Source organism: Actinomycetospora corticicola (assembly GCF_013409505.1).
GTDB lineage: Bacteria > Actinomycetota > Actinomycetes > Mycobacteriales > Pseudonocardiaceae > Actinomycetospora > Actinomycetospora corticicola.
The window spans coordinates 1,039,771-1,053,676 of the sequence record NZ_JACCBN010000001.1; the positions used below are offsets into that span (position 1 = coordinate 1,039,771).

Below are 13,906 nucleotides of genomic sequence, written 5' to 3' on the forward strand. Positions count from 1 at the left end.
CGCGTGGCCTGCCGCGCCGTCGGGATGGCAGTTCTGGGTGCCGGAGGACGACGGGCGAGGGCGGCACGCGACCTCGTCGTCGGGCCGGGGACCGGCCCGACACCGCCGACCCGAGGACGAACCGGCCGGGCCCACCTCGACCGGTCCCCTCGCTGCGCCCCGCCACCGCGCCCCCGTGGTCGAAGAGCCGGTCATCCCGTTGGCACGTCGCCGGCCGTCGCCCGGGGCCCCCGGACGGGGGTGGCCGCCCTCCCCGACGGTCGACGAGCCGTCGGGCCCCTCGCCGGTGCCGGCGGATGCCGCCCCCTCTCAGCGCAACGTGCCGCGGGAGAAGGTCGGCCTGTTCGGCGCACGTAGGGAACTCCGGCTCTCGGAGGAACGTGTCGTCGGCCTCGAACAGCAGCTCGACGCGGCGATCGGCACGGCGAACCGGCTCGCGACGGACAACGCGATGCTGCGTCGGCAGGTCGGCGAGCTCCGTGACCCGGACCTGGTCGCCCTCGAGGCGCAACGGGATCGGCTGCGGGTCGAGTCGGCGGACCTTCAGGGCCGGATGGCCGTGACGGAGGCGACCTGGCAACGGCGCAGAGGGCTGCCGGACGGATCCGCGACGACGCCGAGCAACTCGCGCGGGAGGTCGCCGCGCGGGCTGAACAGGAGGCGGCCGGACTCGTCACTCGCGCCTCCCGTCGCGCAGCCGACGAGAGCAGGAACGCCGACGAGCGTCGGCGGAGCGCGGTGGACGGCGCGGAGGCGGCGGAGCGGCGCCTCGCCGAGCTACGGAGGGAGATCGTCGAGACCGAGGACAGGGCGATGCTGCAGGAGGCCGGGATCTACGAGTTCCGGCACCGGCTCGCCGACGCGGTCGCCTACAAGGCGCGGCTCGAAGCCGTGAAGGCGCGCTACAAGGAGCTCGTCCGGCAGGACGGAGCGGTGCTCGCGGCCCAGGGCTGGACGGTCAACGGCTCCACGGCCGAGGGCAAGCGGATGATCAAGGACTACACCAAGCTGATGCTGCGCGCCTACAACGCCGAGGTGGACGCCGCCGTCCGCACGATGCGGCCGCATCGGCTCGAGACGTCCATCGAGAGGCTGACGAAGGCCCAGGAGACGATCGCCCGGCTGGGACGAACGATGAGCATCCGCATCTCGGAGGCCTACCACCGCGCGCGGATCGAGGAACTCGAGCTGACCGCGGACCACCTCGCGCAGATCGAGGAGGAGAAGGAGCGGGCGCGGGCGGAGCGTGAGCGGGTCCGCGACGAGGCCGCCGCGAAGAAGGAGGTCGCCCGGGAACGCGAGAAGTTGATGAAGGAGCATGCCCACTGGCAGGCCCTCGTCCAGCGAGCCGAGTCCGGTGCCGTCGACGAGTCCGTCGCTGTCGAGGCCGCCGAGGCGTTGGAACGCATCGACGGAGCCCTCGAGGACCTGAGCGTGCGGGCGAACCCCGGGGTCGGCACGGTCTACGTGATCTCGAACGTCGGTGCATTCGGGGAGAACGTCATCAAGGTCGGAGTGACCCGGCGACCGAACGTCGACGACCGGGTCCGCGAACTGGGCGATGCGTCGGTCCCCTTCAAGTTCGACCTCCACACCGCGATCTTCACCCAGGATGCCTATGGCCTCGAGAACCAGCTGCACAAGGCCCTTGCAGATCGTCGGGTGAACCGGGTGAACATGCGGCGGGAGTTCTTCTACGCGACGCCCGCGGAGGTCCGGGAGATCCTGGCGAGGACCGACCACGCCCGGTGGGTGTACGAGTACCGCGATGACGCGGAGGCCGAGGAATGGCGAACGAGTCAGAGGCTCATGTCCGGCGGATGAGCCACCGAGGTAGAGCGTCACCGACCGTCGCGCGGGGCATTCCCGGCGAAGACGTCGTTGGAAGGGCGCTACATGGTCGAGTACAACCACTCCTACGTCGACGTGGGCGAGGTGGTCCTGCACGTCGCCGAGATCGGTGACGGCGCGCCGGTCCTGCTCGTGCACGGCTTCCCGCAGACCTGGTACTCGTGGACCGCAGTTGCGCCGCTGCTGGCTGACGCCGGCTACCGGTGCGTGATGCCCGATCTGCGCGGTCTCGGGGACTCCACCCGGCCGCTGCACGGGTACGACAAGCAGACCCTTGGCGAGGACCTCGTGCGGGTTCTCGACGCGTTCGACATCGAGCGGTGCGCCGTCGTCGGGCACGACTGGGGCGGCGCCGTCGCCTTCTCGATCGCGGCGCGGCACCCGGAGCGGGTGAGCAGGCTCGGCGTCGTCGACGTCGCGATCCCCGGGGACGGGCAGCCGAACATCTCGCAGGGCGGTCGACGCTGGCACCATGCCTTCCTCGGCACGCTCGACCTCCCGGAGGCCCTGATCACCGGGCGGGAGGAGGTGTTCCTGCGCTGGTTCTACGAGCACTACGGCCACCACCAGAAGGTCCTTCCCGACGATGCCGTGGCCGAGTACCTGCGCTGCTACACCGCCGCCGGGGCGCTACGCGCGGGCTTCGAGCTCTACCGCACCGTGCCGCTGGACATCGCCGCCAACGAGACGCTGGGGAAGATCGACGTGCCCGTGCTCGCCGTCGGCGGTGCGACCTCCTTCGGTCGCGGCGACGAGGTCGAGGAGTCGCTGCGGCGGATGGCGCACGACGTCACCGGCCACGTGATTCCCGACTGCGGGCACTGGGTGCCCGAGGAGAAGCCGCGGGAGCTCGCGGAGCTGATCATCGGACACGTGGGGCCGTCATGACGACGGGTCTCGCCGACTCAGCGCGCCACGAGGTGCGCTGCGCGCCCGTGAGTACTTTTCCGTGCCAGGGCACGGATGAGTACTCACAGGGCGGAGCCACCTCGTGATCGAGCCGTACACCGCGGTCGGGCTGATCCCGACGTTCCGGGGCATCCGCGAGCGCGCCGACATCGCGCACAATCTCGAGCACCTCGAGAGCCTGACGACGGCGGCGTTCTGGCTGTCGAACCTCGACGTCCCGGTGAAGCTGCTCGCCATCCCCGAGGGCGCGCTGCAGGGCTTCAACGACGAGATCCTCGACGTCGACCACGTCGACTTCGCCCACCACTGCGCGATCGACCTGCCCGGACCGGAGACCGAGCGACTCGGCCGGCTGGCGTCGCGGTGGGGCGTGTGGATCATGGCGCAGGCGAAGGTCCGGCACCCGGAGTGGCCCGACCTGTTCTTCAACGCGGGGTTCGTCCTCTCGCCGGACGAGGAGATCGTGCTCGTCCACTACAAGCTCAACGCGCTGCTGCCGGTGGAGCGCTCGGTGTCCCCGCACGACCTGTTCGACTGGTGGGTCGAGCGGTACGGCCGCACGCTCGACGCGTTCTGGCCGGTCGCGGACACGCCGATCGGTCGGCTCGGCGTCATGATGGCGATGGAGGGCTGCTACCCGGAGAACGGGCGCGGGCTGGCGCTCAACGGGGCCGAGGTCGTCTACCGGGCCTCGCTGCCGGTGCCGTTCACCGAGAACGACGTCTTCGAGATCACCAACCGGGCGCGGGCCCTGGAGAACAACTTCGTCGTGATCGCCCCGAACATCGGCGGCTACCACCTCTACCCGGAGAGCCCGACCGCGATCGACGCCGGCGGCGGCCGGTCGATGATCGTGAACCACCGTGGCCAGATCGTCGGGAAGCAGTTCGACACCAACGGCTCGACGTTCGTCAGCGGCGTCGTCGACATCGAGGCCCTCCGCCACCACCGGGCGTCCGCGCAGATCAGCAGCTGGACCAAGGACATCCGCGCCGAGCTCGCCCAGATCGTCTACGAGCAGCCGATCTACCCGAAGAACCTCTACCTCGACCGGACTCCGCCCCACCACGAGGAGTACCGCCGGGAGATCCTGCAACGCCAGATCGACCTGCTGCACGACCGCGACGTCTGGCGGCGCCCGGGCTGACCGCTACGGCTCCCGCGGCGGGGTCACGTCGAGGTAGCCGCGGATCGCGTCGCGGAGCAGGTCCACCACGGGGCGGCCCTCCTCGATCGCCCGGATGTGCAGCTCGTCGCGCAGTGCCCGGGGGACCCGGCCGGAGAGGTAGACGAGCTCCTGCCGGGTCGGTGTGCCGCGGTGCTGCCGCCGGCCACGGGGACCGTCGACGGGCATGAGCGGGCTCGGCGCCGGGGCGAGGGTCGACGTGGGGTCCGGTCGGCGGCGCTCCGCGGCCGGCGGCCCCACCCGACGGCGGGCGCCGGGGTCGGGAGCGGGACGGCGGGGCTCAGACGGCGGCATCGAGCCGGACCTCCAGCTGGTCGGCGAGGGTGGCGAAGACCTCGAGCAGCGGCCTCGCCGGGGCTCCGCGCGCCCGGAGGGGCTGGGCGGCGTCGATGGCCTCGGCGAGCACGGCCCGCGACGGGACCGGGGGCGACCACACCAGCTCACCGAAGGTCTCGGTGACCGACTCGGTGTGCCAGGCGTGCAGGCCGCGCCGTCGGTCGTGCTCGTTGACGATCACCCCGGAGACGGCGAGGTCGGGGCGACCGAGATGGCGTCGGTAGGCCGCGACGAAGTCCCGGACCCGGATCGCGCCCTGCAGGTGGTCGAACTCCGGGCGCAGGACGAGCACCACCGTGTCGGCCGCGGCCAGGCCGAGCTGGGTGAGGTGCCCCAGCGAGGGCGGGCAGTCGAGCAGCGTCACGTCGTAGTCCTCGGCGACGCCGGTGAGGGCGACGTCGAGGCGTTCGTGGGAGCCGAGCTGGCCGGCCTCGGCGACGCGGGCCTCGAGGTCGTAGCGGGCCGGCAGCAGGTCGATGCGGGTCGCCAGGTCGGCCGCGGACCCGGTCCACCGGCAGCCGACCAGCGCGTCCGCCGCGCATCCCTTCTGGTTCGCGGCGACCACCTCGGCGGCGGTCACCATGTCGGTGAGGTCGGCCTCGCCGTAGCCGAGTCGGCGCGACAGGTTGGCCTGCGGGTCGAGGTCGACCGCGAGGACCCGGCGTCCGCGGGCCGCGAGGGCCTCCGCCAGGTGTGCGATCGCGGTCGTCTTCCCGGCACCGCCCTTGTTGTTGGCCACGGCGATCCGCATGCGCCCGCACCCCCGCCCCGACGACCCCCGACCGGCGCGCCAGCGTGGTGCAGCGGGGCCGGGAGAGCACAGTGACACCCGCGCACGCGTGCTCACAAGCACCCGTGCACACGTGCATGTGTGCACACGGTGCCGCTGCTCCGAGCGGGGCAACGATCGCGCCACGGCGCGCCGCGCGGCACCCGTCCGTACCAGCGCAGGCGGGTGAACCGCTTGCGCCGCTTCGCTACCGGGTCAGCATCACCGCCTCGCGGCCCCTTCCGGCCGAACCGCCCGCCGCCTATGGTCCAGCGACACCGATCGCCGAGACGTGGCGCAGGCCGGGGACACCACTCCCGCCGCGCCGGCGCCGAGCGCCGTGATCGACGTGCGCCACCCCGGACCGCCCTGCGGCCGTCGGGGCGACGAACGATGCCCGCGGGACGAGGGGGACCTGTGATGGGGACGAGACCGGCACCGCCGGCACACCACGCGCGGACCGGGGGAAGCATGGACGGGCTGACGGCGACGGTCGCGACGCTCCCGTCGGCCACGGTGGTCCGGCTGGCGGGCGGTCTGCGTTCCCGGACGGCGACGGTGTTGCGCGAGGCGGTGGAGGGGGCTCTCGACGGCGGGTCCACCACGCTGGTGCTCGACCTGACCGACGTCGTCGCCGAGGACGACCTGGGCCTCTGGGTGATCCCTGCCGTCGCCGGGGACGCCCACGCGCGGGGTGTGGTCTTCACGGTCGTGGCCCCGAAGCGGGCGCTCCGAAGCCGCCTGCGCCGCCTCGGGGGGCGGCCGTTCGACATCACCGACGTCCGCCCGGCGGGGTGCTGACCCGGCCCGCCGAGGTTCACATCAGGCAGGGACGGGAGCTGTTCGGGCTGCCTGACGTGACTCTCGCGGTCGGCCCGCGCTACGTGGGCGGCTCGAGGTCGTCCGGGACGCCGGGCCACGGGTCGACCAGGTCCAGGTAGTCCCCGGGCGAGGCGGTGAACTCCGGCGGGCGCTTCTCGAGGAACGACGTGACGCCCTCGGTCGCGTCCGGCCCGGCGCCGAGCGCGGCGATCACGCGGGTGTCCATCCGGTGCGCGTCCCACGGGGACTCCGCGCCGAGCATCGACCACATCATGCGGCGGGTGAGGGCGACCGAGACGCCGGAGGTGTTCTCCGCGATCTCCGCCGCGAGCGCCCGCACGGCCGGGCCGAGCTCGTCGTCGGGAACGACCCGCGAGACGAGTCGGCCGGCGAGGGCCTCGGCGGCTCCGAAGACACGCCCCGTCGCCACCCACTCCATCGCCTGCGAGATGCCGACGACGCGGGGGAGGAACCAGCTCGACGCGCCGTCGGGGGCGATGCCGCGGCGCGTGAACACGTAGCCGAAGCGGGCCGACTCCGCGGCGATGCGGATGTCGGCCGGCAGCAGGAGCGAGGCCCCGATCCCGACGGCGGGTCCGTTGACCGCCGCGATCACCGGCTTCACGCTCGCCGCGATCCGCAGGACGGCGACCCCGCCGAGGTCCCGCGGCTTCCCGCCGATCGCGCCGCCGGCCTTCAACCGCGCGTCCTGCACCGCCGCGTAGTCGAAGGTCGAGCCGCCCCGGCCGAGGTCCGCCCCGGCGCAGAACGCCCGCCCCGCGCCGGTGAGGACGACGACGCGCACGGCGTCGTCGGCGTCGGACCGGTCGAACGCCGCGACGATCTCGGTGGCCATCTCTGGGGTGAAGGCGTTCATCCGGTCGGGACGGTCGAGGGTGACCGTCGCGATCCCGTCCGCGACCTCGTAGCCGATCTGCATGTGGCCTCCGGCCTCGTGAGCACTAGCGGTCGCTATCGCGACCGTTTCTGCTCACGAGCGAAGCACACGCGACCGGCCGCGGAACTCCGCGATCACCCGACCGTCGGTGGGGCGGGAGACCGTCACGTCGTAGACCCCGGAGCGCCCGTACACCGTCCGCTCGATCGCGACGGCCTCCAACACGTCGTTCTCCCGCGCCGAGGCGACGAAGGTGATGTCGCCGCCGGCCGCGACGGTGACGGGGCCGGGGGAGTTGCACGCGCACGCGAACGCGGAGTCGGCGAGCAGGAACAGGTAGCCGCCGTGACACATGCCGTGGCCGTTGACCATGTCGGAGGTGACCCGCATGGTCACGCGGGCCTCGCCGTCCGCGGCGGCGTGCAGCTCCATGCCGAGCTTGCGGGACGCGGCGTCGTCGTCCCACATCCGCTTGACCGACGCGGCGATCACGCGGACACCGCCTGCTTCGCCACCAGCGTGAGCACGTCGTAGCGCGCCACCGAGTCGCCGTTCTGGTTCGTCACGTCGGCGTCCCAGCGGACCTCGCCGTACGCGGCGGTGTCGCGCGGGGTGATCTGCTTGGCGGTGAGCGTGATCGTCAGCTCGTCGTCGAACTTGACGGGCGTGAGGAAGCGCAGCGAGTCGACGCCGAAGTTGGCGAGCACGGGGCCGGGCGCCGGGTCGACGAACAGGCCCGCGGCGAACGACACGACCAGGTACCCGTGGGCCACGCGCTCCCCGAAGAACGGGTTCTGCGACGCGGCCTCGGCGTCCATGTGCGCGTAGAACGTGTCGCCGGTGAACTCGGCGAAGTGCTCCACGTCCTCCAGCGTCACCCGCCGCGGACCGCCGACGACGGTGTCGCCGAGCGCGAGCTCCTCGAGGTGCTTGCGGAAGGGGTGGACGTCGGTGACGGTGCGGGTCGTCCCCGGCACCCACTGCCCGGTGATCGCGGTGAGCATCTCCGGCGAGCCCTGCACCGCGGTGCGCTGCATGTGGTGCTTCACCCCGCGGACGCCGCCCATCTCCTCGCCGCCACCGGCCCGACCTGGACCGCCGTGAACGAGCTGGGGCATCGGCGAGCCGTGGCCGGTGGACGCCTTCGCGGAGTCCTGGTCGAGCACCAGCAGCCGGCCGTGCCACGGCGCGATGCCGAGCACGACCTCCCGGGCGAACTCCGGGTCGCCGGTGACGACGGAGCCCGCCAGCGAGCCCTGCCCGCGGGCGGCCAGCTCGATCACCTGGGTGGTCGAGGTGTAGGGCACGAGGGAGGACACGGGGCCGAACGCCTCGACCTCGTGCACCGCGGCGGCGTCGGGGTCGGCGGCGAGCAGGACGGGGGAGAGGAACGCGCCGCGCTCGGCGTCGGCGTCCACGACCTCCACGGAGTCCGGCGACCCGAACAGCACCCGCGACCCGTCGAGGAGCGACTTCAGCGAGCGGCGCACCTCCTCGCGCTGCTCCAGCCCGGCCAGGGCACCCATCCGGACGTCGGGGTTCGAGGGGTTCCCGACGACGATCCTCCCGAGGCGTTCGGCGGTCGCCTCGGCCACCGCGTCGAGGTGCTCGGCGGGCACGAACGCGCGCCGGATCGCCGTGCACTTCTGGCCGGCCTTAACCGTCATCTCGGTGACGAGCTGCTTGACGTACAGGTCGAACTCGGGCGTCCCCGGCGTCGCGTCCGGGCCCAGGATCGAGCAGTTCAGCGAGTCGGCCTCGGCGGTGAACCGGACGGCGCGGGCCGCGAGGTTCGGGTGGGTGCGCAGCTGCCGGGCGGTCGACGCCGAGCCGGTGAACGAGACCAGGTCCTGCTCGGTGAGGTGGTCGAACAGGTCGCCCACGGAGCCCGCGACGAACTGCACGGCGCCCTCGGGGAGCAGCCCGGAGTCGGCGATCAACCGGGCCAGACCCGCCGTCAGGAAGGCGGTGGGGGTGGCGGGCTTGATGATCGACGGGACCCCGGCGAGGAAGGCCGGCGCGAGCTTCTCCAGCGGGCCCCAGCAGGGGAAGTTGTAGGCGTTGACCTGCACCGCGACGCCCTGCAGCGGGGAGAGCACGTGCTGGGCGAGGAACGAGCCGTCCTTCGACAGCGGTTCGACGTCGCCCTCGACGAGGACCGTGCCGGCCGGCAGCTCGCGCTTGCCCTTTGAGGCGTAGGCCTGCAGCACACCGATGCCGCCGTCGACGTCGAACTTCGAGTCACCGAGGGTGGCGCCGGTGCGCGCGGACAGGGCGTAGAGCTCCCCGCGGTGCTCGCGGAGGTGCCCGGCGAGCGCCTTGAGCAGCCCGGCGCGCTGGTGGAACGTCAGCTCGCGGAGCGCCGGGCCGCCCGTCGAGCGGGCGTACGCCGCCGCGCCCGCGAGGTCGAGCCCGTCGGTGGAGAGCCGCCCGACCTCCTCGCCGGTGACGGCGTCGAACATCGGCCGACCCTCACCGGACCCGGCCTGCCAGCGCCCCTGCAGATAGCTCTCGACGGTCACCCGCGCACCTCTAGACGTCGTAGTCGATGGTCAGTTCGTCGGAGACCGGGACCGACTGGCACGTGAGCACGAACCCGGCCTCGACCTCGGAGTCCTCCAGCGCGAAGTTGCGCTGCATCGCCACCTCGCCGGTGACGACCTTGGCGCGACAGGTCCCGCACACGCCACCCCGGCAGGCGAAGGGCAGGTCGGACCGCACCTTCTGGGCCGCGTCGAGCACGAACGAGTCGGGCGGGATCGTCGCGGTGACGCTGCGCCCGTGCAGCACGATCGTCGCCGTGGCGCCCTCGGCGGGCGCGTCCTCGTGGCGCACCGGCTGCGGCGGCGGGGAGTCGACGTAGAACAGTTCCGCGTGGACCTTCTCCCGCCCGATGCCGAGCTCGTCGAGCAGGTCCCGCGCTCCGGTCACCATCTCCAGCGGACCGCACAGCCACCAGTGGTCGACCTGCGGGGTCGGGACGAGGAAGCGGAGCAGCTCCCCGAGCTTGTTCCTGTCGAGCCGGCCCGCGAAGATCTCGGCCTCGACGGGCTCGCGGGAGAGCACGTGGTCGAGCTGGAACCGCGCGCGGTAGCGGTCCTTCAGATCGGCGAGCTCCTCGGCGAACATCACCGTGTCGGCCCGGCGGTTGCCGTAGAGCAGCGTGACGTGGGTGTCGGGGTGCGCGGCGAGCACGGTCGCGGCGATCGAGAGCACCGGGGTGATACCCGAGCCGGCCGCGATCAACGTGTGGTGCTCGCCCGGCTGCGGATCGGGCGAGAAGCGCCCGTCGGGCGGTCCGACCTCGAGGGTGTCGCCGACGGCGAGCCGGTCGACCAGCCACCCCGAGAACAGCCCGGTCTCCACCCGTCGCACGCCGATCCGCGGCGCAGCGCCCTCGGGGGCGCAGATCGAGTAGGAGCGACGTTCGCCGTCGTGGGAGAGCGTCAGGTACTGCCCGGCGCGGAAGGCGTAGTGCTCGCGCAGATCGGCCGGCACGTCGAAGGTGATCGCGACGGCGTCGTCGGTGAGGTGCTCGACGGCCGCGACCCGGAGGGCGTGGAAGCCCGTGTCGAGCGTGGCGGTCATCAGATGTCCTTCATGTGCTCGAACGGCTCGGAGCAGGCGCGGCACCGGCGCAGCGCCGTGCAGGCCGTGGGTCCGAAGCGCGACAGCTCCTCGGTGTCGGCGCTGCCGCAGCGTGGGCAGTCGACCCGCTTCGGCGGGGCCGCCAGCGTGAGCGCGACCGGGCCGGTCGAGCGCGGGCCGATGTGGTCGGGCGGCGCGACGCCGGCCTCGGCGAGCTTGCGGCGGCCCTCGTCGGAGATGAGGTCGGTGGTCCACGGCGGGGTGAGGGTCACCGTGACCTCGACCTCCCCGTAGACGGCGAGCCGCTCGCGCAGGTCGGCGGCCATCGCGTCGAGGGCGGGGCAGCCGGCGTAGGTGGGCGTGATGGTGGCGGTGACGTGCCCGTCGTCCTGCGAGACCGAGCGCAGCACCCCGAGGTCGGCGAGGGTCAGCATCGGCATCTCGGGGTCGGTCACCTCGGCGGCGGCCCGCCAGAGCTCCGCGTCCACCGTGTCCACCCCGCTCACCACGTCGCGTCCGGGTGCGCGCGGGCCAGCGACTGCATGGTGGCGAGCACCCGCCCCAGCGACTCGGTGTGCACGCCGTCCCGGCCCCCGCGGCCGCCGACCAGCCCGACGGCGGGTCGGGTCGGCTCGGTGAGCGTCGCGACCGGCAGGACCTGCGCGAGGTCGGCGTCCACCGACGCCTTCAGTGACGCCGGGTCGACCGCGACGCCGGCCTCGACCAGCCGGGTCTCGACCGGGTGCGCCAGGAACAGCTCCGTGACGAACGGCCAGACGTCGTCGAGCCCGGCCTGCATGCGCCGGTGCGACTCGTCGGTCCCGTCGCCCAGGCGCACGACCCACCCCGCGGCGTACTCGCGCTGGTAGGCGAGCTCCGGCACGGCCTTGGCGGCGACGGCCGCGAGCACCGGGTCGGCCGAGCCCCGCAGCGTCGTCATGAGGGCCAGGCGCCAGGAGGAGTAGACGAGGATCCAGGCCATCGTCCGCCCGAAGTCGCCCAGGTCCATCTCGGCGAGCGTGACGTTGCGGAAGGACCGGTCGTCCCGGAAGTAGGCGAGGACGTCCTCGTCGGACAGACCGGCGGCGAGACCTGGCGTCCGGAAGCGCTCCGCCGCGCCGAGGTGACCGGCGCGCGAGAGCAGCACCCGGGCCTGGCCGAGCAGGTCGAGCGCGATGTTCGCGAGCGCGACCTCCTCCTCGAGCTCCGGGGCGTGCGTCGCCCACTCGGAGAGGCGCTGGCTCCCGACGAGGGCGTCGTCGGCGAGCATCAGGCAGTAGGCGGCGAGGTCCTCGCGGTCGACGCCGTCGGGAGCTGGTGCGGTGACCTCGACGACCGTCTCGTCGAAGCCCGCGCCGTAGGCCCACCGGCCGTCGTGGTCGGCGTCGGCGAGTCCGTCGAACACGTGATCGTTCACAGGTGCGGCACGTCCTCGGGGATCTCGTAGAACGTGGGGTGGCGGTAGACCTTGTCGCCCGACGGCGCGAAGAACGGGTCCTTCTCGTCGGGGCTCGACGCGGTGATCGCGTCGGCGCGCACCACCCAGATCGACACACCCTCGTTGCGCCGCGTGTAGAGGTTGCGGGCGTTGTGCAGGGCCATGTGGTCGTCGGGGGCGTGCAGCGACCCGACGTGCACGTGGTTCAGCCCGCGCTTGCCGCGCACGAACACCTCGTAGAGCGGCCACGTGCGGTCGGGGGTGACGCCGGGCCGGATGTCCGGCTCGCCCTCGGGGTGCGCGGTGACGTCGTCGGCCATGCTCATGCGACCGCCACCTCCCCTTCCTGACGGCGGGCCGCGCGCTCCGCCTGCTTCGCGGCGTAGGCGGAGGCCGCGTCGCGGACCCACTGCCCGCCCTCGTGCGCGGCGCGACGGTGGGCGAGGCGCTGGGCGTTGCAGGGGCCCGCGCCCTTCACGACGGCGGTGAACTCGTCCCAGTCGATGGCGCCGTAGTCGTACGACCCGCGCTCGGGGTTCCAGCGCAGCTCCGGGTCGGGGAACGTGACCCCGAGCGCCTCGGCCTGAGGCATCGACATGTCGACGTAGCGCTGGCGCAGCTCGTCGTTGGTGTGCCGCTTGATCCGCCACGCCATCGACTGCTGGGTGTTGGGGGAGTCGCCGTCGGCGGGGCCGAACATCATGAGCGAGGGCCACCACCAGCGGTTGACCGCGTCCTGCACCATCTCGCGCTGCGCGTCGGTGCCCGCCATCAGCGTCATGAGCAGCTCGAAGCCCTGCCGCTGGTGGAACGACTCCTCCTTGCAGATCCGCACCATCGCCCGCGCGTAGGGGCCGTAGCTGGAGCGGCACAGCGGGACCTGGTTGCAGATCGCGGCGCCGTCGACGAGCCAGCCGATGACGCCGATGTCGGCGTACGTCAGCGTCGGGTAGTTGAAGATCGACGAGTACTTCTGCCTCGAGTCGATCAGCTTCTCGGTGAGCTCGGTGCGGTCGACGCCGAGGGTCTCGGTGGCCGAGTACAGGTACAGCCCGTGGCCGGCCTCGTCCTGCACCTTCGCGAGCAGGATGGCCTTCCGGCGCAGGCTGGGGGCGCGGAGGATCCAGTTGCCCTCGGGCTGCATGCCGATGATCTCGGAGTGCGCGTGCTGGGCGATCTGGCGGATCAGCGTCTTCCGGTAGCCCTCGGGCATCCAGTCCCGCGGCTCGATCCGGCCCTCGGCGGCCACGGTGGCGTCGAACGCCTCGGCCAGCTGCTGCTCGTCCCGGTCCACAAGCCCTCCCGAATGTTCGTTCGGTTACCGATGGTGCCCGACTCGCGTGGTGGACGCAAGCCGTTCGCCTCGCCGTCACACGGCTCTGGTCGGATGGCGCGATGCCCGACCCCATGCCCGCCGTGATCGCCCATCGTGGAGCCTCGGCCGACGCCCCGGAGAACACGCTCGCCGCGGTGGAGGAGGCGCGTCGGCAGGGCGCCGACGGGATCGAGGTCGACGTACAGCGCACCGCCGACGGCGTGCTCGTGCTCCACCACGACGCGACGCCGCGGCGCACCACCGACGCCGGCCCGGCTCTCGCCGACCGGCTCCTGGGCTCCCTCACGTCCACCGAGCTGCGGACGCTGGACGCCGGGGCGGGGGAGCGCATCCCGACGTTGGCCGAGCTCCTCGACACCGCCGGCGACCTGGAGCTGTTCCTCGAGCTCAAGGACCCGTGGCTGTACCCGGGAATCGCCGCCGAGGTCGTCGCGGCGTTGGCCGGCCGGCCCGCCGTGGTGATGTCGTTCGACGCCTCCGCGGTGCGGCCGGTCGACGCGCCGGGCGTCACCGTCGGGCAGTTGTTGGCGGCCGCCCCCGACGCGGCGCTGCTCGATGACATCGCGACCTACGCGCAGCTGGTCACCGTCGACTACCGCGCGATGACCGCTGACCTCGTCGCCGCGATCCGCGACCGTTGGATGTCGCCCGGGGTGTTCACCGTCAACGAGGGCGCAACGATGCGGCGAATGGTCGACCTCGGGATGGACCGCGTCATCACCGACCGGCCCGCGATGGTGCGGGATCTGCTGGTCGGGCACCGCTGACCCGAC

General features: G+C 72.7%; 15 protein-coding genes. 5 read left to right on the forward strand and 10 right to left on the reverse strand.

The window, feature by feature from the left end; translation table 11 throughout:
• The first annotated feature begins 738 nt into the window (after positions 1–738).
• The 3 genes from BJ983_RS04895 (at position 739) to BJ983_RS04905 (ending at position 3,907) form a co-directional block, all read left to right on the forward strand.
• Complete coding sequence (locus tag BJ983_RS04895; protein WP_218890115.1) at positions 739–1,824, forward strand: SNIPE associated domain-containing protein; 1,086 nt, start codon at positions 739–741, stop codon at positions 1,822–1,824.
• A 72-nt stretch (positions 1,825–1,896) separates the two neighbouring features.
• Positions 1,897–2,739, forward strand: coding sequence for an alpha/beta fold hydrolase (locus BJ983_RS04900; protein WP_179792792.1), 843 nt, complete (start codon positions 1,897–1,899; stop codon positions 2,737–2,739).
• Positions 2,740–2,842: 103 nt separating this feature from the next.
• The gene (locus BJ983_RS04905) at positions 2,843–3,907 is read left to right on the forward strand and encodes a nitrilase-related carbon-nitrogen hydrolase (RefSeq protein WP_179792793.1); all 1,065 of its coding nucleotides are present in this window, start codon (positions 2,843–2,845) and stop codon (positions 3,905–3,907) included.
• 3 nt (positions 3,908–3,910) lie between these two features.
• Here BJ983_RS04905 and BJ983_RS04910 read toward each other — a convergent pair whose 3' ends face one another.
• Both BJ983_RS04910 and BJ983_RS04915 read right to left on the reverse strand, forming a co-directional pair.
• Positions 3,911–4,240, reverse strand: a complete 330-nt coding sequence (locus BJ983_RS04910) for a hypothetical protein (protein WP_179792794.1) — start codon at positions 4,238–4,240, stop codon at positions 3,911–3,913.
• A complete protein-coding gene (locus tag BJ983_RS04915; protein ID WP_179792795.1) occupies positions 4,227–5,033 on the reverse strand; it encodes a ParA family protein in 807 nt (268 codons plus the stop codon). Before BJ983_RS04915 ends, BJ983_RS04910 begins: the two co-directional genes overlap by 14 nt.
• Positions 5,034–5,522: 489 nt before the next feature.
• On the opposite strand from BJ983_RS04915, the gene BJ983_RS04920 reads away from it, so the two are divergent.
• On the forward strand, positions 5,523–5,852 hold the full coding sequence (locus tag BJ983_RS04920) for an STAS domain-containing protein (RefSeq protein WP_179792796.1): 330 nt from the start codon (positions 5,523–5,525) through the stop codon (positions 5,850–5,852).
• A 79-nt stretch (positions 5,853–5,931) separates the two neighbouring features.
• On the opposite strand, the gene BJ983_RS04925 is transcribed toward BJ983_RS04920, so the two are convergent.
• Genes BJ983_RS04925 through paaA form a run of 8 tightly spaced genes read right to left on the reverse strand, consistent with a single transcriptional unit; the run spans position 5,932 to position 13,091 of the window.
• Positions 5,932–6,813, reverse strand: a complete 882-nt coding sequence (locus BJ983_RS04925) for an enoyl-CoA hydratase-related protein (protein WP_179792797.1) — start codon at positions 6,811–6,813, stop codon at positions 5,932–5,934.
• 51 nt (positions 6,814–6,864) lie between these two features.
• Positions 6,865–7,239, reverse strand: a complete 375-nt coding sequence (paaI, locus tag BJ983_RS04930; protein WP_179797354.1) for a hydroxyphenylacetyl-CoA thioesterase PaaI — start codon at positions 7,237–7,239, stop codon at positions 6,865–6,867.
• 20 nt (positions 7,240–7,259) lie between these two features.
• Entirely contained in the window at positions 7,260–9,293 is a 2,034-nt protein-coding gene (gene paaZ, locus BJ983_RS04935; RefSeq protein ID WP_179792798.1) for a phenylacetic acid degradation bifunctional protein PaaZ, read from the reverse strand.
• 10 nt (positions 9,294–9,303) lie between these two features.
• The gene (paaE, locus tag BJ983_RS04940; protein ID WP_179792799.1) at positions 9,304–10,359 is read right to left on the reverse strand and encodes a 1,2-phenylacetyl-CoA epoxidase subunit PaaE; all 1,056 of its coding nucleotides are present in this window, start codon (positions 10,357–10,359) and stop codon (positions 9,304–9,306) included.
• A complete protein-coding gene (gene paaD / locus BJ983_RS04945; protein ID WP_343053732.1) occupies positions 10,359–10,856 on the reverse strand; it encodes a 1,2-phenylacetyl-CoA epoxidase subunit PaaD in 498 nt (165 codons plus the stop codon). Before paaD ends, paaE begins: the two co-directional genes overlap by 1 nt.
• A 5-nt stretch (positions 10,857–10,861) precedes the next feature.
• Entirely contained in the window at positions 10,862–11,776 is a 915-nt protein-coding gene (gene paaC, locus BJ983_RS04950) for a 1,2-phenylacetyl-CoA epoxidase subunit PaaC (RefSeq protein ID WP_179792800.1), read from the reverse strand.
• On the reverse strand, positions 11,773–12,117 hold the full coding sequence (gene paaB, locus BJ983_RS04955; protein WP_372460348.1) for a 1,2-phenylacetyl-CoA epoxidase subunit PaaB: 345 nt from the start codon (positions 12,115–12,117) through the stop codon (positions 11,773–11,775). The genes paaC and paaB overlap by 4 nt, the downstream gene beginning before the upstream one ends.
• Positions 12,118–12,119: 2 nt before the next feature.
• A complete protein-coding gene (gene paaA, locus BJ983_RS04960; RefSeq protein ID WP_179792801.1) occupies positions 12,120–13,091 on the reverse strand; it encodes a 1,2-phenylacetyl-CoA epoxidase subunit PaaA in 972 nt (323 codons plus the stop codon).
• A 101-nt stretch (positions 13,092–13,192) separates the two neighbouring features.
• Between paaA and BJ983_RS04965 the strand changes: the two genes are divergently transcribed.
• Positions 13,193–13,900 (forward strand): glycerophosphodiester phosphodiesterase, encoded by a 708-nt coding sequence (locus BJ983_RS04965; protein WP_179792802.1) that lies wholly within the window; start codon positions 13,193–13,195, stop codon positions 13,898–13,900.
• The last annotated feature ends 6 nt before the right edge of the window (positions 13,901–13,906 follow it).

Bases quoted from the DNA above. Each gene is read 5' to 3' on its own strand.
- paaE (WP_179792799.1), bottom strand. From the start codon at position 10,359: ATGACCGCCACGCTCGACACGGGCTTCCACGCCCTCCGGGTCGCGGCC.
- BJ983_RS04910 (WP_179792794.1), bottom strand. From the start codon at position 4,240: ATGCCGCCGTCTGAGCCCCGCCGTCCCGCTCCCGACCCCGGCGCCCGC.
- paaB (WP_372460348.1), bottom strand. From the start codon at position 12,117: ATGGCCGACGACGTCACCGCGCACCCCGAGGGCGAGCCGGACATCCGG.
- BJ983_RS04925 (WP_179792797.1), bottom strand. From the start codon at position 6,813: ATGCAGATCGGCTACGAGGTCGCGGACGGGATCGCGACGGTCACCCTC.
- BJ983_RS04900 (WP_179792792.1), top strand. From the start codon at position 1,897: ATGGTCGAGTACAACCACTCCTACGTCGACGTGGGCGAGGTGGTCCTG.
- paaI (WP_179797354.1), bottom strand. From the start codon at position 7,239: ATGTGGGACGACGACGCCGCGTCCCGCAAGCTCGGCATGGAGCTGCAC.
- BJ983_RS04965 (WP_179792802.1), top strand. From the start codon at position 13,193: ATGCCCGACCCCATGCCCGCCGTGATCGCCCATCGTGGAGCCTCGGCC.
- BJ983_RS04920 (WP_179792796.1), top strand. From the start codon at position 5,523: ATGGACGGGCTGACGGCGACGGTCGCGACGCTCCCGTCGGCCACGGTG.
- BJ983_RS04915 (WP_179792795.1), bottom strand. From the start codon at position 5,033: ATGCGGATCGCCGTGGCCAACAACAAGGGCGGTGCCGGGAAGACGACC.